This is a genomic window from Gilvimarinus sp. 1_MG-2023, from assembly GCF_030548285.1.
This window is the reverse complement of the sequence record NZ_JAUOSC010000017.1, coordinates 1-20,300: the sequence shown is the minus strand read 5'-3', so window position 1 is coordinate 20,300 and position 20,300 is coordinate 1. Positions and strand designations below refer to the sequence as shown.

The 20,300-nt window shown below is 51.1% G+C and carries 16 protein-coding genes and 1 tRNA gene; 9 read left to right on the top strand and 8 right to left on the bottom strand.

Annotation, left to right across the window (positions count from 1 at the left end; translation table 11 throughout):
* The first annotated feature begins 77 nt into the window (after positions 1-77).
* Positions 78-452, top strand: a complete 375-nt coding sequence (locus Q4563_RS14650; protein WP_303604981.1) for a DUF805 domain-containing protein — start codon at positions 78-80, stop codon at positions 450-452.
* A 206-nt stretch (positions 453-658) separates the two neighbouring features.
* Here Q4563_RS14650 and Q4563_RS14645 read toward each other — a convergent pair whose 3' ends face one another.
* Entirely contained in the window at positions 659-2,257 is a 1,599-nt protein-coding gene (locus tag Q4563_RS14645; protein ID WP_303604980.1) for a polysaccharide lyase family 7 protein, read from the bottom strand.
* A gap of 649 nt (positions 2,258-2,906) precedes the next feature.
* Between Q4563_RS14645 and Q4563_RS14640 the strand changes: the two genes are divergently transcribed.
* The 4 genes from Q4563_RS14640 (at position 2,907) to Q4563_RS14625 (ending at position 7,274) form a co-directional block, all read left to right on the top strand.
* Positions 2,907-3,263, top strand: coding sequence for a DUF4398 domain-containing protein (locus Q4563_RS14640; protein WP_303604979.1), 357 nt, complete (start codon positions 2,907-2,909; stop codon positions 3,261-3,263).
* A gap of 48 nt (positions 3,264-3,311) precedes the next feature.
* A complete protein-coding gene (locus tag Q4563_RS14635) occupies positions 3,312-4,289 on the top strand; it encodes an OmpA family protein (RefSeq protein ID WP_303604978.1) in 978 nt (325 codons plus the stop codon).
* A 339-nt stretch (positions 4,290-4,628) separates the two neighbouring features.
* A complete protein-coding gene (djlA, locus tag Q4563_RS14630) occupies positions 4,629-5,429 on the top strand; it encodes a co-chaperone DjlA (RefSeq protein ID WP_215976088.1) in 801 nt (266 codons plus the stop codon).
* 27 nt (positions 5,430-5,456) lie between these two features.
* A complete protein-coding gene (locus Q4563_RS14625; protein ID WP_303604977.1) occupies positions 5,457-7,274 on the top strand; it encodes a monovalent cation:proton antiporter-2 (CPA2) family protein in 1,818 nt (605 codons plus the stop codon).
* Here Q4563_RS14625 and Q4563_RS14620 read toward each other — a convergent pair.
* The gene (locus tag Q4563_RS14620) at positions 7,271-8,020 is read right to left on the bottom strand and encodes a hypothetical protein (protein ID WP_303604976.1); all 750 of its coding nucleotides are present in this window, start codon (positions 8,018-8,020) and stop codon (positions 7,271-7,273) included. The genes Q4563_RS14625 and Q4563_RS14620 overlap by 4 nt on opposite strands.
* 68 nt (positions 8,021-8,088) lie before the next feature.
* On the opposite strand from Q4563_RS14620, the gene Q4563_RS14615 reads away from it, so the two are divergent.
* The gene (locus tag Q4563_RS14615) at positions 8,089-9,507 is read left to right on the top strand and encodes an alpha/beta fold hydrolase (RefSeq protein ID WP_303604975.1); all 1,419 of its coding nucleotides are present in this window, start codon (positions 8,089-8,091) and stop codon (positions 9,505-9,507) included.
* 37 nt (positions 9,508-9,544) lie between these two features.
* On the opposite strand, the gene Q4563_RS14610 is transcribed toward Q4563_RS14615, so the two are convergent.
* The 4 genes from Q4563_RS14610 to Q4563_RS14595 form a co-directional block, all read right to left on the bottom strand.
* Positions 9,545-12,667, bottom strand: coding sequence for an efflux RND transporter permease subunit (locus Q4563_RS14610; RefSeq protein ID WP_303604974.1), 3,123 nt, complete (start codon positions 12,665-12,667; stop codon positions 9,545-9,547).
* Between the two features lie 10 nt (positions 12,668-12,677).
* Positions 12,678-13,601 (bottom strand): efflux RND transporter periplasmic adaptor subunit, encoded by a 924-nt coding sequence (locus Q4563_RS14605; RefSeq protein ID WP_303604973.1) that lies wholly within the window; start codon positions 13,599-13,601, stop codon positions 12,678-12,680.
* A 47-nt stretch (positions 13,602-13,648) separates the two neighbouring features.
* Positions 13,649-14,920, bottom strand: a complete 1,272-nt coding sequence (locus Q4563_RS14600) for a TolC family protein (RefSeq protein ID WP_303604972.1) — start codon at positions 14,918-14,920, stop codon at positions 13,649-13,651.
* Between the two features lie 124 nt (positions 14,921-15,044).
* Positions 15,045-15,419 carry a hypothetical protein gene (locus Q4563_RS14595; protein WP_303604971.1) on the bottom strand — a complete coding sequence of 125 codons (375 nt, stop codon included), beginning with the start codon at positions 15,417-15,419 and terminating at the stop codon, positions 15,045-15,047.
* 240 nt (positions 15,420-15,659) lie between these two features.
* Here Q4563_RS14595 and Q4563_RS14590 point away from each other — a divergent pair, with 240 nt between their 5' ends.
* Positions 15,660-16,904, top strand: a complete 1,245-nt coding sequence (locus Q4563_RS14590) for a bifunctional alpha/beta hydrolase/OsmC family protein (RefSeq protein WP_303604970.1) — start codon at positions 15,660-15,662, stop codon at positions 16,902-16,904.
* 526 nt (positions 16,905-17,430) lie between these two features.
* Here Q4563_RS14590 and Q4563_RS14585 read toward each other — a convergent pair.
* Positions 17,431-18,243 carry a DUF6694 family lipoprotein gene (locus tag Q4563_RS14585; protein WP_303604969.1) on the bottom strand — a complete coding sequence of 271 codons (813 nt, stop codon included), beginning with the start codon at positions 18,241-18,243 and terminating at the stop codon, positions 17,431-17,433.
* 427 nt (positions 18,244-18,670) lie between these two features.
* Between Q4563_RS14585 and Q4563_RS14580 the strand changes: the two genes are divergently transcribed.
* Together Q4563_RS14580 and Q4563_RS14575 are read left to right on the top strand one after the other, a co-directional pair.
* On the top strand, positions 18,671-19,444 hold the full coding sequence (locus Q4563_RS14580) for a hypothetical protein (RefSeq protein ID WP_303604968.1): 774 nt from the start codon (positions 18,671-18,673) through the stop codon (positions 19,442-19,444).
* Between the two features lie 5 nt (positions 19,445-19,449).
* On the top strand, positions 19,450-19,788 hold the full coding sequence (locus Q4563_RS14575) for a hypothetical protein (protein WP_303604967.1): 339 nt from the start codon (positions 19,450-19,452) through the stop codon (positions 19,786-19,788).
* Between the two features lie 254 nt (positions 19,789-20,042).
* Here the strand turns inward: Q4563_RS14575 and Q4563_RS14570 are convergent.
* Positions 20,043-20,119 (bottom strand) — tRNA-Ile (locus Q4563_RS14570).
* Between the last annotated feature and the right edge of the window lie 181 nt (positions 20,120-20,300).

Here is a 20,300-nt window from a genome sequence, read left to right as displayed (position 1 = left end):
CAAATTAAAAATCATTAGATAGTTGTCACCCCCGCGGTTATCTAAATTTCACTAGGGGGCATAAAAAAGGATAAATTATGAGTTGGTATCTGGAAGTCTTAAAAAAGTATGCAGTATTTAGTGGTCGGGCGAGAAGAAAAGAGTATTGGTTTTTCGCATTATTTAATATTATTGCTATTCTTGTGTTGGGTTTAGTCGACAATATGGCTGGAATGTTTAATGCCGAGATTGGGCTGGGTTTGTTGAGTGGTCTATATTATCTGGCGATTGTTGTTCCGAGTATTGCGGTTTCTGTGCGTCGGCTGCACGACACTGGCCGCACCGGTTGGTGGGTTCTGATCGCATTCTTTCCTTTAGTTGGCGCACTTATATTACTGGTGTTTATGGTAATGGATAGCAAACCGGGTACGAACCAATACGGCGATAACCCGAAAGAAACTGTCGTTGCATAAGTGGCACGATTAATGAGCTCTGAGGTCGTTATGGTTTGTACTGGCATACAGTGGCTAATATGATTGTCATAAATAAGGTGTCGATCTTTGCCAGGTACCAGACGTCAGCCGCTCTCTATTTCTTCCATTAAAAAGCCCGCCCCACGCAGGTGGGGCGGGCTAGCCTTGATGCCAGCTATGGCATCTGGGTTTGCTCTCGAATGGGCTTAGTTTTCTTCGCGCTCGTAAAGTACGTTGGTCATGGTCACAGTAGATTCGGTAATGCCAAGGTCTTCGTAACACTCTTCAAACGAGTCTGAATCGCCAGATTCACCGCAGTCATCATTGGTTCTGGTGTCTTGCGATTGCAGGTAGTTACCAAATTTAAAGTATGACGCTGAGTCGTCTTCTACAGGAATGCCAAAACTGTTACCCATAGAGTAAACGTAAACATCCCCGTAGTCGTTGATCACTCGCAAGTCGAAGGTATCACCACTGCGGATGGTGCCCAGTGCATACTTCTCTTCATTACCATCGGTATTACGCAAGCGTACGTATACATCGAAGATGCCGTTGTAGGCGACGCTGTCATCAAAGCCCGATTCCGACGAATCAGAAACGTAGAGTTTCATAATGGTACCGGTATCGCTAGCGTGGTGTTGCGCCACAATTGTTTTACCACCGTCTGACATGTCGACCTTAATATCGGCTTCGAACAGTTCATAGGTATCGGTCATGGCGATTCGCAGACCTGATTTAATCTTGTACTCGTGGCGCCAACCGTTACCGTTAGGCGTAGTCACCTGAGCCTGCAAAGGAACAAACCGAAGAGTACTGTCGTTCACTAATGGGTGTGGGTTTTCGCCTTCCAAGTCAAATAGGCTGCCGTCGGTGATTAGGTCGGGAATGTCACCACCTGAGCCGCCACTGCTAGAACTAGAGCTGGACGATGAGCTGCTATCACTGCCACCTTCTGAATTAACACTCATCTCGGTGACTGAATTCCAGCTGTTGGAGCTGTTACCATGCCCTACGTAGCGTATATAGCGAGCATCGGTTTCTACTACCGAGAAGGTTTCAAGTGAGTTTGTAGAGCCAGAGCTTTGGCCGTTAGATAATACGGTTTCCCAGTTGTTGCCGTTGCTACTGGCTTGAATGTCGAAGTAAGAGTTGCGCTGATTGCCATTGTAGAAAGCGATATTAACACTGCCAACTTGTTGCACGCTGCCTAAGTCAAGCTCTAACCACTCACCATCGCCGTTGCCTGACCAGCGCGTATCGAGATCATTATCTAAAACATTAGCGGCTACATTTCCGTCGTCCGTGCTGGCCGAAGCTTCGACATCATCGCTTGGGCTTGAGCTGCTGGAAGAGGACGATGAAGACGAAGAAGTTCCACCAATTTGCTCGACTGTAAAATCATCAAAGCGGCCAGTACCGTTATGATATTTGGCAAATAATTCAGCTGAGGTATTCGAGCCAGAATTAAAATCGACTTGAACTTGGTTCCAGTCGTCGTCATCAGAATCGGTATCAAACACGGCGCCATTGATGTTGACGCCAACAGTGCCAGAGCCCAACACATAAGCGGTTAAACGATAGTTAGTGTTGGCGCTAAGCGAAATATCTTGTTCTACACGGCCGCCTTCACCGGTTATTTTTGCAGAGTTGTTGCCTGAGTAAGCATCACCGGAAACGGCCGATGGGTCGTCATCATTCCAGTCATCAAAACCATTTTCAAAGCTGGGGTTGTTAATGGTGACGGCGCCGGCTGATGCGGCGATCATGCTTAGGGCAAGTATCGAGCTGCTAGTTAATAGCTTCATGACATTTCTCCGAAGAAAAAATTTCAGCGCCTTAATGACGCATACGTTATTAAAATATACTTATCACGACGATTGTCAGCGTCGCATTGAATGAAAATATCATTCTTGTTTCAAACTACTTATGTAAATAAGAGATGGTTGATAAATCCAAAAAAGTAGTACTGCTTGAACACGGGCGGATTATTTCAGAGATGTAACAGGAATATTGCGATAACGTTCTCATTTGTAGAAAACGTTATAACTGTGAAGTTGTCGATATGCTGATATGTGAAAGGCTATGCGCAATAAGGGTTTCAAAGGTTTGTTGGCGCATTAATGATAGGAAAATACAATTTATAATTATCATTCATTGATGTGTCGTTAATACTAGTCCTGTTTTAACATTGTTTTTAAAGATAATTTTTATGAGCTATATCTTTCTTTTATTAGTTGGTAGCTACTTAAAGTCATAACTACTATAGCGTCTTAATTCATTTTACCCTTCCATATTTATAAATTTTAGTGTTATCAGGGTTTATTTATATTCAAATTAAATTCTAAGTTGGCTCTGTGTTTGCAGTTACCCTTGGAGAAGTAGAAATGCTTAGTAATTTAGGCGTTTTCTTCAATAATCATTACAGAAAGTGTAATTATTACAAAGGAGAGGAACATGAAATCACTATTCACAGTACTGTCTTCCGTGGCCTTGGCTTTGGTTCTTGCCGGTTGCGCAACTGGTCAGCCAAAACCTGAAAGCTTGTTGGCTCAAGCACAATCCCGAGTTGAACAGGCCCGGTCAGTAAATGCTGAGCGCCACGCACCCGTTGTGTTTCGCGAAGCACAAAAAAATCTAAAAATGGCCAACGAGCTGATTTCCAAAGAGGAGTATGAAAAAGCGACCTCGTATTTGGATCGTTCTATTGCCGACTCCAATCTCGCCATTGCCACCAGTAATGCTGAGAAATCAGAAAAGGCTGCACAGCAGGTGCAAAAAAATCTGCGAGCGCTAGAGCGAGAAGTCAAGTAATCAGTAAATATTTCTACCAAATATTCTCAATGGTTAGGGAGAAAGACAATGTTGAATAAAAAGACTTTTGTTATGTCTGCTATTGCTGCGGCAATGTTAGTGGGCTGTGCCACTTCCCCGATGGAAGACAAACGTTTGAGTAGCTTAGAAGGTCAGTACACACAAGTGTCGACGGTTGATCAAGCACGCAAGTATGCGCCGGTTCAATTAAAAGAGGCCGATGAAGCGCTTGAAAAGCTTGAGCGATTGATTGATGCCGATGCCGATGAAAGTGTGATTCAGCAGCAAGTGTATCTGGTCGAGCGGAAATTAGCCATTGCCACGCAAACCTCTCGCATGCAGCAAGCAGATCAGTTGGTGGAGCAAGCCGATGATCGACGTCATGAATTGTTATTGGCCGCTCGTACTCAAAGAGCGGAGCAGGCTGAGTTACGTGCAGCCGAAAAAGAGCAACAGGCTCGAATGGCGGAAGATCGTGCCAATCAAGCTTCACAGCAAGCGCAGCAGGCGCGTGAACAGGCCGAGCAGGCGCAAAGCCGTGCCTTACAGGCTGAGCAGTCAGCACAAGAAGCGCAGGCACGGGCCGAACAAATGAGTGCTAAAGCCAGTAAATTGGAGGCCGAGCTTGAGAATATCTCGACTGAGAAAACCGAGCGCGGTTTGGTGCTCACTTTAGGGAATATTTTGTTTGAGTTGGATGAGGCAACGCTAAAATCCGGCTCTGAGCGAACCTTGCAGCGAGTTGCTTCTTTTTTGCAAGAGTACCCTGAGCGCGAAGTCTTGATTGAAGGTTTTACCGATAGTACGGGTAATGATCAATACAATCTCGACCTTTCCGATCGTCGTGCCAGTGCCGTCGAAGAGAATTTGGTTGGCCACGGTGTTGATGCCGCACGCATTTCTACCCAGGGCTATGGTGAGGCGCACCCAGTTGCCAGTAATGATACCTCTGCCGGTCGCTTGCAAAATCGCCGAGTCGAGATTGTGATTGGTAACCAGGGCGAGCCGGTAAAAACTCGCCAGTAAGCTGCTGTAATCTGAGTAAAAGCCCTCGGATTAAAAGTGCTCTGAGTTAAGAGTTAGGGCGCCAGAGAGAAGGGCGAGAGGCCAATGCCATCTCGCCCTTTTTTTTTACCACAGCGTTCGACTTCTGGGCCTAAAGCTCTGCGCGGCTGAATTTAGGGCTTGCGCAGGTTAAGGATATTGCAGGTTACGGGCAATCTAGGTGGTCTTGAATGGTCTAGGTCGTAGGTTTAGCGGCAAATTATTTGTTTGTTTCTGGCTTAATCTGGTTTGGTCCGCAGGCCTCAAGCGGCCTATATGGTAAGCTAAGGTCTTTTCAATAGAGCGAAATAGGGTTCGATAATGGGCAAGCTTATTGGCGGTGCAATCGGTTTTGTGTTGTTTAATATTGTGGGGGCAATTTTAGGGGTATTTCTCGGCCATATATTCGACAAAGGCTATGCAGCCAATACCGCCCGGGTCTCGCCACAAGAGCGCGAGGCGCTGAAAGTCAGCTTTTTTGAAACCACTTTCACCTTGTTGGGCTATCTAGCCAAGGCCGATGGGCGCGTCAGTGAGGCTGAGGTGGCCGGTACTGAGCAGTTGATGGATCAAATGGGGCTGTCAGCCGATCAGCGGCGCGAGGCCATTGAGTTGTTTAAGCAAGGCTCGGCGAAGGGGTTTGAGCCTGCCAAGGTACTGAGCGATTTTCGCGCCCGCTGTGGCCGCAACAACAACCTTGTGCAAATGCTGCTCACCTATCTTGTGAATCTTGCCCTGGTGGACGGACAGTTTGATGCCGCCGAAGAACGTGTGCTGCGTGAAGTGGCCGCAGGCTTAGGCGTTAACGGCTTTGCCTTTGAGCAGCTGCTGCGCATGATTAAGGCGCAAAATAGCTTCTCTAGCAGTGGTGGTTATCGCCAGTCTGGTGGCGCCTCGCAAGCCTCCAGCGCCGACGAGCTCGCCCGTGCCTATGAGGCTTTGGGTGTAACCTCCAGCGCCACCGATGCCGAGGTCAAGCGTGCTTATCGTAAATTGATGAGCCAGTATCATCCCGATAAGCTGGCTGGGCAGGGGTTGCCCGACGATGCTGTGAAGGCCGCCACCGAGCGCTCGAAAGAGATTCAGGTTGCCTACGATTTGGTGAAAAAATCCCGGGGTTAAACATCCCAGTAGCCTGAGGCCCTCATTGTGCTGGTCAACATCCTAATTTATCTTCTCGCCGCGGTGGTGGTTGTGCCCATCGCTAAGCGCCTGGGCCTGGGCTCGGTGCTGGGTTATTTATTAGCTGGGGTACTTATCGGCCCTTACGCATTATCATTAGTGGGCGATCAAACGGAAGTCATGCATGTGGCGGAGTTTGGCGTGGTGATGATGCTGTTTTTAATTGGGCTTGAACTCCAGCCGGCCCGTTTGTGGGATTTGCGTAAACCTATTTTGGGCTTGGGTGGCCTACAGGTGTTGTTATCTGCAGGCTTGATTATGGCGCTTTTGCTCAGCTTGTTTTCACTCAGCTGGCAAATAGCCTTAGCCATTGGCTTGGCGCTGGCACTCTCGTCCACCGCTATTGTGTTGCAGTCGCTAGAAGAGCGCGGATTGCTCAATACTCCGGCGGGCTCTAACGTATTTTCAGTTTTATTATTTCAAGATATTGCCATTATTCCTATTTTGGCACTCCTACCGCTGCTGTCCACGGTCAGCCATAGCTCGACCGAGCAGCATCAAAGTGCGATTGCTCATTGGCCGGTGGTGTATCAAGTAGCGGCCAGCGTATTGACCATTAGTTTGGTGATATTGGCGGGGCGCTTTTTGGTGGCACCTATCTTCCGGTTAATTGCCGCCACTAATTCGCAGGAAATTTTCACCGCGTTTGCGCTGCTGATTGTCGTGGCGATTACAGTACTGATGCAGTTTATTGGTTTATCACCCGCCTTGGGAGCTTTCATCGCTGGCGTAGTTTTGGCCGATTGTGAATACCGCCATGAGCTAGAAGTCGATATAGCGCCGTTTAAAGGGTTGTTACTGGGGTTGTTTTTTATCACCGTGGGTGCGGGTATAAACTTTCAATTGTTACTGGAAAATCCGCTGTTAATCACCCTCTGTGTTGGTTTGTTAGTTGGTGGCAAACTACTGGTACTGCTAATGCTGGCCAGTATTTTTAGAATGGGGCGCTGGCGCGGCTTACTGTTCAGTTTGGCGTTGGCACAGGGTGGTGAGTTTGCCTTTGTCATTGTTGCAGCTGCGCAAAATGCAAAAGTCTTTGATGCCGAAATTGGCGGCATTGTGATTCTCACGGTAGCGCTGTCGATGTTGGTTACCCCGTTGTTACTGGTCGCCTATGAGTATTTGTTTTCACACGCCAGCCGCAATAAAAAAACACCAGAGCTGGATACAGATATCGCCTCCACCGATCATGTTATTGTGGCCGGCTATGGCCGTTTCGGGCAAATCGTCGGCCGCTTGTTGGCCGCACAAGGTTATCGGCTAACGATTCTGGATCACAGCCCCGGACAAGTTGAGTTGGTGCGTCGTTTCGGTAAGAAGGTGTACTACGGTGATGCCACGCGTCGTGATTTGTTGCATGCCGCCGGTGGCGATGAGGCCAAACTCCTGATTGTGGCAGTGGATGAACCTGAGCGCTCAATGCGGATAATTCAAACAGCGCGCGAGAATTTTCCCAATCTTAAGATATTGGTGCGCGCGGTGGATCGTCGTCACGCCTACCAGCTTATGGAGGCCGAGGTGGAGGGGTTTCAGCGCGAGACGTTCCATTCGGCACTGGCTCTGGGGGTTGATGCCTTAAAGCAATTGGGCCAGTCTGATCATGCCGCTCAGCGCGCCGGTGAGCTTTTCGAACAACACGATGAAAAGTCACTGGTAAAGCTCGCTCAGGCCTGGGGCGACGATAAATCTTACGGTAAAGCGATTCGCAAAAACTTGGATGATTTACGCCGCGTGTTGCAAGAAGACAGTGGCACCGAGCAGGCGGAAGATAAGCCACCGCGTTAGCGTTGAAGTTGTTGTTTGAGGCCGGACAGTATACTGGCGCCTTCACTGTTATCGTCAAGGCAGCCTGTTATATACCAATCGGTGCCGCGTGTATTGTGGCTGAGGCTTTGCCGAAAACACCGGCCTTTCATATTCACACGGGTCGCACCGCTCGGATCGCGAAAGCTGTAATAGTGTTCAGTGCTGGCACTTGGCTGTGCCGAGTGGCTGCGGGCCCGTTTCAGCTGTTGCCTTAAGCCGGGGTGAAAGATATTGCCAGCTTCAGTCGCTGGGGTGGATGTGCCCGATTGCGTTATATCAGCCTGTCTTGTAACGGTGGGCCTGCTCGCAGAGGGTTTAGCTTTGGCTTGCCCCGTGTGAGGCAGTGTTTCGGGTAAAGGTGCCGCTGCCGGTTTTGTTGGTGCAACGAGGGCAGTGTTCGTATGCGCCGGTTGCGGTGCTTTTTTCGCACTTTGCACAGCCGCGGCTGTTTGGGGTGTTGGTATGGCAGTGTCGGCCTTTTTGTGCAGAGTAATCTGAATAGCCGTGGGCTGATCCTGTGGTACGGGTTTAGCCGGTGTTAAAAATAAAAGCAAGCTGTGCAGAATGAGCGATGCAATGGCCGCGCTAATCAGCAGGGGTAAGCGGTAGGGCGAGGAGCGCTTAGCATCAAGCTCTATCGGCAAGGCGCAATAAGCCGCGCCGTCGCGAAAACCCTGAGTGGGTGTTATATAACCGTGTGCTTTATGATGAAGGTCGACGTCCATGCGGTATCGGTTGCACTATCTGATAAAATGAATAATCCATAGACAGGCTTGTTGGCAAGATGTTCACTATGAAAATCTTTAATGTATGTATTCGCACTTTTTTTCTGCCGTGCTTGGTTTGTTTAGGCGTGGCTTTCTCGCCTTTGGTTTGGGCCGAGACGGAACAGGCCACTATTGAGGAAAATTTGCCGCAAGGGTGGCGCACCGGTTATGAAACGGAGCCCGTTTTCGGCAGTAAAATGTTTTGGGTAGAAGCCGGGCGAAAGAACAGTGAAACGATTGTGTTAATTCACGGTTTGGGACAAAACGGCTGGCGTGATTGGCGCAAGGTGATGCCGCTTTTGGCTCAAGAGTATCGGGTTGTGGCTTTTGATCTCCCGGGGTTTGGCCGCTCAGAGGTGCCCACGGGCAAATACTCGCCCAGTAACTACGCCGTCGCCGTGCACAGTGTGTTGCACCAGGCTGGTATTAAGCAGTTTCATTTGGTGGGCCACAGCATGGGCGGTGCCGTGGCTTTGCGTTTGGCGACACGCTACCCGACCTCGGTGGAGCGCTTAGTGTTAATCAGCGCCGCCGGTATTTTAGAGCGCAGCACCTTTGCCGGTCATTCAACCGCTCTGCCGCTAGAGGCGGGTATGTTGTCTTATTTTAATGCGTTGCCGAAAGAAGTGCAGGGCGGTATTAGCGGGCTGGTGCGCGAAATTGGCGGTTCGATACTGCGCTGGGATGCACTGCCAGACCCCACCGCGCTGCTCAGTAAAAGCGATACGGCTTGGGGCACCACCTTAAAAGGCCAACCCAATATGAACGCAGCTTTTGCCTTAGTCGGCGAAGACTACAGCGGCGATTTAACCACACTCGATGTGCCCACCCTGGTGCTATGGGGCGAGCAAGATCCGGTGGCCCCGCTGCGAACCGGCTACCTCTTGGCCGGACAAATTCCCGATGCCGAGCTGGAAATATTCCCCGGCATGGGGCATATGCCCATACTCTATCCAGATTTAGTCGGCCCGCCGATTACGAACTTTTTACAGAGCAAAACATCGGTTAGCTCGTCGGCAGGGAGTGAGGAAAATCACGGGGATTATCAATGTTCGGGGCAAAGTGGGGTGCAGTTGTCGGGGCATTATCAAGCGATTGAGATTAATGATTGTCAGAATGTTTTTTTGCAAGACGTTACCGCCAATTCGCTTCAAGTTAACAACAGCAAGCTGGTGGGGCGCAACGTAAATCTAGGCAATAGTGCTATTGGGCTACAGGCCGACAATGCTGAAATAGAGCTGACCAACGCGCATATTCAAGGTGATATTGCCGTGTCGGTTAACGCCAGCCAATTGGATTTGGCCGGCGTATTAATCGAGGGCGAGTCCGAAGCCGTACGCGCATACCAAGCGTCTGAATTTGTTTTTTCCGTCAGCCAAATGCAAACGCCTGATTATCAGAAAAACCTACACGGCGTATTTACCTTAGGCGCCCCCGCGCAATAATTACTGTAGCAGGCTCCGTTCGGGGCCTGCATCGCTATCACTTTTTCACAGGAGCTTTATCGGCGCGCTGGTGCACCCACTGGTATAACACTGGCAGTACCAGCAGTGTAAGCAGGGTGGATGAGAGAATACCGCCAATGACTACCGTGGCCAGGGGCCGCTGCACTTCCGCGCCGGTGCCGGTGTTGAGCGCCATGGGGATAAACCCCAAACTTGCTACCAGTGCGGTCATCAGTACCGGGCGAAGGCGGGTCATGGCACCGTCGATGATCGATTGCGTTAAGTCTCCGGTTTGTTGCCACAGGTCGCGAATAAACGCGAGCATCACCAAACCATTGAGCACGGCCACACCGGACAGCGCAATAAACCCAACCCCTGCTGAAATAGACAGCGGCATACCCCGCGCGTACAGCAAGAGAACACCGCCGGTAAGCGCTAAGGGCACACCGGTAAAAATGATCAACGCTTCTTTTAAGGATGAAAACGCCATCATTAGCATGCCTAATATAAGTAACAAAGTGAGCGGCACTACGATGGATAAACGCTGGCTGGCCGATTGCAATTGTTTGAAGGTGCCGCTGTAATCGAGCCAATAGCCGGGTGGAATATCCGCCTGCTGAGCAATGCGGTTTTGCACTTCGCTGACAAAGCTGCCCAAATCGCGGCCGCGTACATTGCTGGTAATAACAATACGGCGCTTGCCATTTTCCCGGCTAATTTGCGCCGGTGCCGGGGCGATGCTCAGCTCGGCCACCTCTTGCAGTGGCACATAATCGCCGTCACTAAGCGGTATGGGTAGAAACGCTAAACCCTCGATATCGCGGCGCAATGTTTCCGGCAGGCGCACTACTAATTCAAAGCGCCGGTCGCCCTGATAAATAATGCCGGCGGATTCACCGCCGATGGCTGTGGCAACCCAAGCTTGTAAGTCGGCGACGTTTAATCCGTAGCGGCCCAGTGCCTCGCGCTTAGGTATTACCGACAGGGTGGGCAAGCCCGTGACTTGCTCCACTTTGGTATCGGCCGCCCCCTCAACGCTATTAACAATACTGAGTATCTCGTTGGCCGTAAGCACCAGCTGATCTAAGTTGTCACCAAATAGCTTGATGCCTAAATCGGCCCGCACGCCGGAGATAAGTTCGTTAAAGCGCATTTCAATCGGCTGGGTAAATTCATAGTTGTTACCCGGCAAAGTTTTTAAGCTGGTTTCAATGTCGGCCAGTAACGTCGCTTTACTTTTATTCGGATTGGGCCAAGCATGGCGCGGCAAGAAGGTAATAAAATTATCCGATACATTAGGCGGCATGGGGTCGGTGGCCACCTCCGCAGTGCCAATGCGAGAGAAGACCTTATCCACCTCGGGGAATTGTCGAATATGTTTTTCTAAGGTTTTTTGCATACTGACCGACTGCTCAAGCCCTGTGCCCGGAATGCGCATGGCGTGCAGGGCAACATCACCTTCATCCAGTTGGGGGACAAATTCTGAACCCAAAGTGGTGGCCAGCCACAGACACACAACCACTAACAGTGAGGCAAAACCCACCACTGCCCAGCGACACTTGAGCGCCAGCGTGAGCAGTGGGTAGTAGAGTGATTTTGAGCGGCGCATTAACCAGTTTTCACGATCTTGAATTTCACCGTTCATCAACACAGCCACCGCTGCGGGCACTAAGGTGAGTGATAACACCATGGCGCTTAGCAGTGCCATCACCACGGTCGCCGCCATGGGGTGAAACATTTTGCCTTCCACACCGGTGAGGCTGAATATGGGAATGTAAACAATGGTGATAATGGCAACACCAAATAGGCTGGGCCGTATCACCTCGGCGGTGGCTGTAAACACCGTGTTTAATCGCTCACGCAAGGCTTGTGGGCCGCTCTCGCGTTGGGCGATAGCCAGGCGGCGCACACAGTTCTCAACAATAATCACCGCGCCATCGACAATCAAACCAAAATCAAGCGCACCCAGACTCATTAGGTTGGCGGAAACGCCAGTTTTTACCATACCGGTAATGGTCATTAACATACTGAGCGGAATCACCAGAGCGGTGATTAATGCCGCGCGAAAGTTGCCCAGCAAAATAAACAGTACGGCGATAACCAGCAGGGCGCCTTCCATAAGGTTTTTAGCCACGGTGGCAATGGCTTTATCGACTAGGGTGGTGCGGTTGTACACAATGTCTGCCACAACCCCAGGGGGGAGGGAGGCTTGAATGTCGTCAAGTTTGGCGGTTACGTTTTGTGCCACCGCTTGCGAGTTTTCACCGATGAGCATCATCACATTGGCTAATACGGTTTCTTGACCATTGCGTGTGGCGGCCCCGGTGCGCAGTTCTTTGCCGATGGCCACCTCGGCGACATCACTAATTTTTATCGGTGTTGAATCGCGCTCGGCAATAATGACATTGCCGATATCATCGATAGTTGCCAACTGGCCGGGCGAGCGAACCAATAGCTGTTGACCGTTGCGCTCAATATAGCCGGCGCCGCGATTGTCGTTGTTGGCCTGTAGTGCGTGGTGAATATCACGCAAGCTAATTTTGTGATGCAGCAGTTGAGTTGGGTCGGGCAGTACATGGTATTGCTTATGGTAGCCGCCAATACTGTTGACCTCGATAACACCGGGCACTTGCGCGAGCTGGGGCTTGATAATCCAGTCTTGTATTTCGCGCAGGTCGGTGGCGCTATAGGGCTCACCTTGAGCGGTGCGCGCCTCGGCGCTGGCCTGTACCGTGTATAACACAATCTCGCCCAGACCTGAGGCTATGGGTCCCATTTTGGGTTCGAGCCCCAACGGCAGTGCACTTTTAATCGCCCCTAAGCGCGCGTTAATGAGGTTGCGGGCGAAATAAATATCCGTGCCCTCGTTAAACACAACCGTCACTTGCGACAAACCATAGCGTGATAAAGACCGTGTGTAAGAAAGGCTGGGCAACCCCGCCAGTGCATTTTCTACCGGGTAGGTAATACGTTGCTCAGCCTCAAGGGGGGAGTAGCCCGGCGCCTCGGTATTGATTTGCACCTGCACATTGGTGATGTCCGGCACCGCATCAATCGGTAATTGTTTATAGCTCCAGGCGCCAACGGCAATAATCACCAGCGCCATGCATAAAAAGGCCCAGCGCTTGTCGATGGCCAGACGCAATATTGAATAAATCATCTAGCGCCCCTTAGTGTTTGTGTTCAGCGGCAGACTTTTCGATGTCCGCTTTAATTAAATAACTGTTTTCGCTGACGTACTCCGCGCCCGGTGCTAATCCGGCCAGCACTTGGTAAAAATTGTTATCACTGGCGCCCAGCTTTAGTGGCGTAAAGGTGTACGTATGCTCGTGCTGTATAAAAACACCGCGTCTGTCCCCCATTTTTTGCACGGCTTGTTTGGCCACCGCCACGGGCGCGGTAAAGTGCCCCACTTGTATGTGTGCCTGCAGCATTAACCCCGGTGTTAAATGTCCGTCGGTGTTGTCGAGCTCAACCCGGGCCAGTTGGTAGGGGCCATCAATAGCGGGAATCATATGTTGAATAAGCCCCCTTAGCTGGGTGTGCACGGTGTCAATAAAAACGGTTTGCCCCTCGGCCACGATGTTTTGTTGTTGCGGATACACACGCAGCTCGGCCCAGAGCTTATCGGTATTAACGATGGTAAATAAAACCTGATCACGCGTGCTTTCGCCGATATTGGCGTGGCGCTGAATAATTTGTCCGGCAATAGGGGCGTGCAGCGTATAAGCATTAAAGCTTTCGTCCGACTCCACCACGGCCAGTGTGTCACCGGCTTTTACCCGGTCACCGGTGGTGGCGCGCACGGCTTTTAACGTGCCGGTAAAGCGGGCGCGCACATGGCTCAATTGTGCGGGATCGGTGGCGACGGCGCCGTATGTGGTGATGGTTTGGCGCAGTTCTTGTGGGCCGGCTGTAGTGGTTTCAATGCCCAGCTGGTGAGCCATCTCCGGCTGAATACGGCTGTGGTTTTCTTCAGTGTGGTGATCGTCGCTGTGGCCGTGATCATCGTGGCCGTGTTCGTCCGAGGCGAGTGCCGAGGCGTTAAACACCAAGCTTGCGAGTGACAGCAGTGCGATGGTTGAAATCTTCATAAGGTTAAGTCCCGAGTTTGCTGGTTAACAAACTAAAAATATTTTGATTATTGGGTAAAAGGCGCGCCGGTTAGTTGTTCTATCAGTGCTTGGCTGACGAGCGCGGTGGTGGCGGCGTCAATACGCGCCTGCCGCGCCGCTAACAACTCTTCGCGCGCGGCCATTAAGTCCTGGTATTGGTAGCGGCCATTGTCGTAAGCGGTTTGGGTGAGTTCGAGCGCTTGCTCTAGCGCTGGAATCACGACCTCGGCCATTTTCGTCGCATTGTCGATACCTTGTTGGCGCAGCGAATAGGCATTAAATAGCTGTGCGTGTAGGCGTAATCGCTGGTCTGTTTCGGCATAATCGATTGCATCGCGTTTCGCCTGGGCCGCTTTTACCTGTGTGCTACCGCGCTGGTTGGCAAACAGCGGCATTGAAACTCCGGCGGTTAAAGCGGCGTCATCTGTTGCGGCAAAATGTTTTACCCCAAGCCGCCAGGTTAAGTCGCTGCGTTGGTCGGCGTGTGCCAGCGATAACTGCGCCTCCTGAAGGCGCTTTTCGCTGGCGAAGACCTGCAGGGCGGGTGAGCGTTGGGCGCGCTGATACAGCTCGGCAAAGGGCTCGCTGGCGCCAAACTCAAATAAGCTGCCATCTAAACGCTGAAAAGGCGTTTGAGTTTCACCCCAGTAGCGAGCGAGCTGAATTTTTTGCCGCTCAAATTTGCGTTGCAGCGCCGTTAATTGCATATCGGCGCGAGCCACGGCGGCTTTGGCGCGCAGTACTTCGGCCTCGGGGGTGGCGCCGCGTTGAGCCCGCTCCGACATGGTGTCGAGCAGAGAGTGGGTAAAATCCAGCGAGCGCTGGGCCAGCTCCCTATTGGCCTGGGTGGCAAGGCTTTCAATATAGTGGGTGGTTAACTGTGCCAATACATCTAAGCTGGTGGCCTGGTGCTGATACTGCGCATGACGGATGCGAGCATCGGCATAGGTAAGCCGCGCTTGCTGTTTGCCTCCTAATTCAATCACCGACGACAGCGCCAAGGTTGTCTCGGCTTCTTGCACGCCTTGTTTGGCACCTGTCCCCGCGATATTTTCAACGTTTAGCTCGACCGCTAACGCCGGGCTAAGTGCGTCATTTTGTTTACTGGCAAGGAGTGCGGCCTTGTGAAAACGGTATTGATATAGCGCCGGATTGTGAGCCAGCGTGCGGGTTAAAGCATCCTGCAGGGTTAGCGTATTAGCCGGTGTTGCCGGTGCCCCCAGCGAGTGGATGCTGGTGCCGAGTAGCATAAGCCCCAGCAAGCGCCGACAGCGGCGCGTTATGGTGTTCAACTCCATGAGTAAGTCCTAAGTTCAAGCTGCATTCGCTGGTGCGGGCAAGGCCGTCGTCAGCCGGCAAAAAGCCAACAGGCTGTGGCGGCGTATTAACGCCCGCTACCAAGTGGTATCAGAAGTTAAGGGCTCAGGCTTTGGGAGGGCGTAAAAAGGATTCGAGCGGCTCGGGACGGGTGCCAACGGTGTACTCAGTGGGTGGGCTGATGGCTTTACTGGGCAGTAGATGCTGCGCCGATAGCAGCAAGGCCGAGCAAAAATGGCCGTGGCACTGACAGCAATTTTGACAATCCAGCTCGTGCGAGTTGCTATCAATAACGACGGTATCGCTGTTGTTTGAATCGGTAAAGGTTGAGGGGGGAGTATCGGCGGGCTGATGTGAAGCGTCAAACACCCAGTGCCCATTACCCGATTGATGCCAGTGGTGAATATCGCCCAGCGTCATGCCTGATTGCAGAGCAACCACCATCAGCGCTAGGTAAATCACAAACTTTTTAAGCATCATCGGTGCAATTTTGTCATGTCAGTCCGTTAGTAGGCGCCTACCATAACAAAAAAGTTCAAAGGGTGCTTTGTTTTGCCTCGCGTTTATCGCCACGCTTAACGGGGTGCGCTTGCCTAAATTTCGCTCTAATGTTCTGATGGGGTTAACGTATGGATCTTTCCCGGCTGGGCCGAAGACAGCATGCCGTGTTTTACAGGGTTAACGGTTGGATCTTACATTTATTGGCTATACGGAGGCATTATGTCGCGTCACAAGGTTGAGTTTACCAGTACCGAGGGGCACACCTTGGCGGGTGCCTTAGAGTTGCCAGATAACGGCACACCGAAAGCATATGCGTTATTTGCTCATTGTTTTACCTGTGGTAAAGACGTGGTAGCTGCCACTCGTATTGCTCGCACTCTAGCCAATCAAGGGATTGCTGTGTTGAGGTTCGATTTTACCGGTCTGGGCAGCAGCGAAGGTGATTTCGCCAACACTACCTTTTCCAGTAATGTGTCAGATCTGGAAGCGGCATCGCTATTTTTAGCCCGGCAGTACCAGGCCCCTTCATTACTCATTGGCCACAGCTTAGGTGGCGCCGCTGTTTTGGCGGTGGCACGCCGGCTCGACTCGGTGCTAGCGGTGGTTACCATCGCTGCGCCGGCATCTCCGTCCCATGTTGAGCATTTATTTGCGGATCAAGCATGTGATATCCGTCAAACCGGCCGTGCTCCGGTTACGATTGCCGGTCGAACCTTTGAGTTGGGCGCGGAGTTGTTGGAGGATTTAGGCAAATGGCCGCTGACAGATACCATCGCGGCTCTGCGCAAGCCGCTGTTGATTTTCCATTCGCCGGTTGATCTTGTGGTGGATGTAACCGAGGCGACGAAAATTTTTAAAGCCGCAAAGCATCCCAAAAGTTACGTGTCACTGGATGATGCCGACCACTTACTCAGTCGGCAGAAAGATGCCGATTATGTTGCGCTAACACTGACGACGTGGGCCAGTCGTTACTTAAAACTAGATCCGCCCCCAGTGCAAAGTCAGGACCGCCCCAGTGTGGAACCTGCGGAGGTATTGGTTACCGAAAAAAATACGCAGTTTTTGCGTGGGCTGTACAGTGCCGATCACCAATGGCAAGCCGATGAGCCGGAAGATAAAGGCGGCAGTAATTTAGGTCCCAGTCCCTATGAATTACTGCTTATGTCATTGGGGGCTTGCACCTCCATGACCGTGCGTATGTATGCTAATCACAAAAAGCTGGCGATAGAACAGCTCGAAGTACGTTTAACCCACCGCCGACTTAAAACCAATAAAGAAGGCGGGTCAGGCATAGACAGTGTGATTGAGAGAAAAATAAGTTATGTCGGTACATTAAGCGACGAGCAACACCGGCGTTTATTGGAGGTCGCTAATCGGTGCCCTGTGCATCAATCTCTGATGGGGGAGTTTCATATCCAAACCAGCAGCCCTTATGTTGCGTCCGATCAGACAGACGAGCTGTAAGTTTATAGTGGTTTTTATATGGTTTAGACCGGATAACCTTGAACTGTCGACCTGCCCCGAATTCTATAAAAGCTGAGTCGGATACTCTAATCAACTGAGCTAAAGGTCAATAAAAAAGGCCGCTACCTGAGAAGATAGCGGTCTTTATTGGTGGGCCTTCCCAGAGTGAATCAAAAAGACTAGGGGCTTTTTGGCCCTGCGGGCGTCGGCTTCGCCTCGTTGCAAATTGCTTGCGCAATTAGTGAGCTGGCCAGAGCGAACAAGTTCTAGAAAACAACCATCCAATAAAAAAGCCCCTGCCAAAATAAATTGTGTGCGGGGGATCATAGTTTGGCCACTTTTAGCTCGTATCGTATAAACTTTTAATTATTTTTCTTACTTGCTCCCTTATCGCCAACCCATTTGGGAGCTTCTAAGTTGAATTCAAGCACGGCGCCTATAGTCAGAGCGCACCAAGCTACGACTGAGCGACTAGGACCGAAGACTATCCGGCCCCGGCCTGAGGCACCTCTGGCGCCCGGCTTCGTTACTCGGCGCTGTACTGCGTCTTAAGCTCATCCAACCTCTTCTGGTCGTCCTCATCGAACAATTGGCCCGAATAGAGCGGCTCACCATCGGCGCCATCGAGCCGCTCGACGGTCACCGTGAATACCGCATCGGCGGGAGCATCAACCTTGCCCCAGTCCGAATAGGGGTTGGGCGCAAGAGTCCAGGTTACTTCCTCGCCCGGCTCCAAACCGCCTGAAATATCGTAATTGAACGTGTCTTTGAGCCAGGGCACGCTGCGATCCGGACTGGCAATGGTACCCTCGAAGTACGCTCTCGATATGGCCTGATCGGTGCCGTTTTTCACGGTCAGCTCAATGACCGGTGCATCACGAGTGAAATCTCGATCCTTCAGATAGAATCGGGACCGCATCACCTCGAACTGCTTGAGTTTCTCGCGGGCACTGCCCGAGTCAACGCGCTTTTGCTCCAGCTCGCGTATCTCCTCTAGCGCCTGCTGGCGCTCTCGCTCCTTTCGCTCGGCGATAATAATATCAGCCTCGGCGAACACCTCGGCGGCAGTCTTGCCATCAATCGACTGGTAAAACCGCCTCTGCATGGTCCCGAGGCCATCGCTGCCGCCTGAGAGCACGTCTTCCATGTTGATGTGACTCATTGCCAGCACCTGCACAGCCTTTTCGAACTTATCGCGCTCGCCCTCTGGCAGCGAGTCCCTAACCTCGGTGACCGAGGCTTTCATCGCCTTCTCCGAGGAGGCGTCTATCGTCGGTTCGCTGCACCCGGCGAGCACAATCATTCCAACACACAGCCCAAACACCTTCACATAGCTCATACACCATTCCCTCAACGTTTCATCCACTGTGACCAAGGAGCTCATCATACTCTGAACTCCCCGTAATATGCATTGCCGTAAGGCCGGTAGCCGAAGCCTTAGGGCGCACTCTCGCGCACCCACCGAACGGGCAGCTTTGCGTCCTCAGCCTCGTGCGTGACCTCGCCGGTATCAAAATCCACCCCACACCTGCTGAGCTTCTCGATAAGAGCTGGAGTTCCACACAGATCCGTTTGCAGAGCTCACAAACAAAGCTTCATTTCGTACCACTGGCTGATGCAGTCTTATGGCTGTGATTTGTCTGAACATAATAGGTAGAATAAAACGCACTGCGATGATCTTTGAAAATCTGGTACAAATAAGCATTGATGACGTCCTCAGTGATAAAAGGGGCGAAGGATTACAAAGGCAATAAATGGAGGGAATTGTGGACTTATCTATTACTAAAGCCCCCGATTGGATCGCCCGTCGCGCGGAGCAGTGGGCCGTGGTGCGGGAAGCAATTAAGGGCGAAGTCAGAAAAAAAGATTTAAAGGAAATAGAACACTACTTTATGACCGGAGAAATACTGTCGCGCAATGTACTAAGTGATAGCTCCTTGTTTACTTACTTTCCACTCAAGTCAGAAGAGGGATGGGATTTTGTGTTGGAGCACATAATCGAGTCCCCATTTGTAATTGAGCATAAGCTATATTGGACAATTGAAGGAGACTTGATTCGTTTTGGTTACACCCCAGAAGAAGAGCTGGCACAGTGGGACTACTTTCTGGGTAGCACTTTTAAACGAAACTTCAAATCCAGAGTGCCGATCGGGAAAAATAAAGAATACGCCCAATTCGAAGTGGATGTGGATAGGGTTTTTACGTTGATGTTTGGTCCTAGACTATCCTATTGGATTTCTGGCGAAGACGATGACCTACCACGGGCTTATATGCTAAGGAAAAGATATTATTTTGATTTGCTGTCTCAGATGGATGAACAGGACTTTGATGGCGTGCCCGGCGATTCACGTATAGAGAGACTGATGACCCGTCAAATGAATTCTGTTTTGGATTACCAACCAAAATTTCCTCTAACAAACGAGCAAAAGGCAGTACGTCAAGGCTTTCTCGATGAATTGCGAGAAGTTTTTGACGGCATCGAAGGCGACACCAAAGTCAAACGTATGTGGCAAGCGCTAAAGAAAAAGCACGGAGAATAGCCGCTATGAGTATTTTTAATACCATCTGCTTTAAGAGCTCAGAGAAAGACTGTGAAGCCTGGCAGAAAATGCTGGCTGGTTTGTACGAGGGCAAGCAGGGCGCCTGGCTGGAGGAGCAGTTTGAGCGCTTTGGCGAGGCGGCAGAGCAGGAAATTGAACAGCTAATGGACGACTGCGAAGAAACCTTGGGCCGAGTCTGGTTTGAAGGCTTTAACGCCAATGGCAACCAGTTTGAATGTGCCCTGGACGGTAACTTTGACGCCCACCACTGCCTGCCCCGTATCAAACAGCTGCTCAGTGTTTGCGGCGCCACTGATATTAATATCAATATGCCGGAGGAATGATAAAACGGGGTGGGCGCGCGGTTTAATCCGGCTACATGGATGTGGTGAATGTAGGTTTTGGAAGTGGTTGCGAAGGATTCCCCCAGAGTGAATCAAAAAGACTAGAGTCTTTTTGACCCTGCGGGCGTCGGCTTCGCCTCGTTGCGAATTGCTTGCGCAATTAGTGAGCTGGCCAGAGCGAACAAGTTCTAGAAAACAACCATCCAATAAAAAAGCCCCTGCCAAAATAAATTGGCAGGGGCTTTTTTATTGGATGGTGGGCCTTCCCAGACTTGAACTGGGGACCTGCCGATTATGAGTCGGATGCTCTAACCAACTGAGCTAAAGGCCCTTAAACTTGTCTTTTGTCCTCTGAGCTACGTTGCCTTGTCAGGGAACAAAATCTACTGCGTTCAGTAATAATTCTTGTTTCTTGCAGGGAGCAGCAACAAACTTTTCTGCGTTCTGCGTTCTGCGTTCTGCGTTCTGCGTTCTGCGTTCTGCGTTCTGCGTTCTGCGTTCTGCGTTCTGCG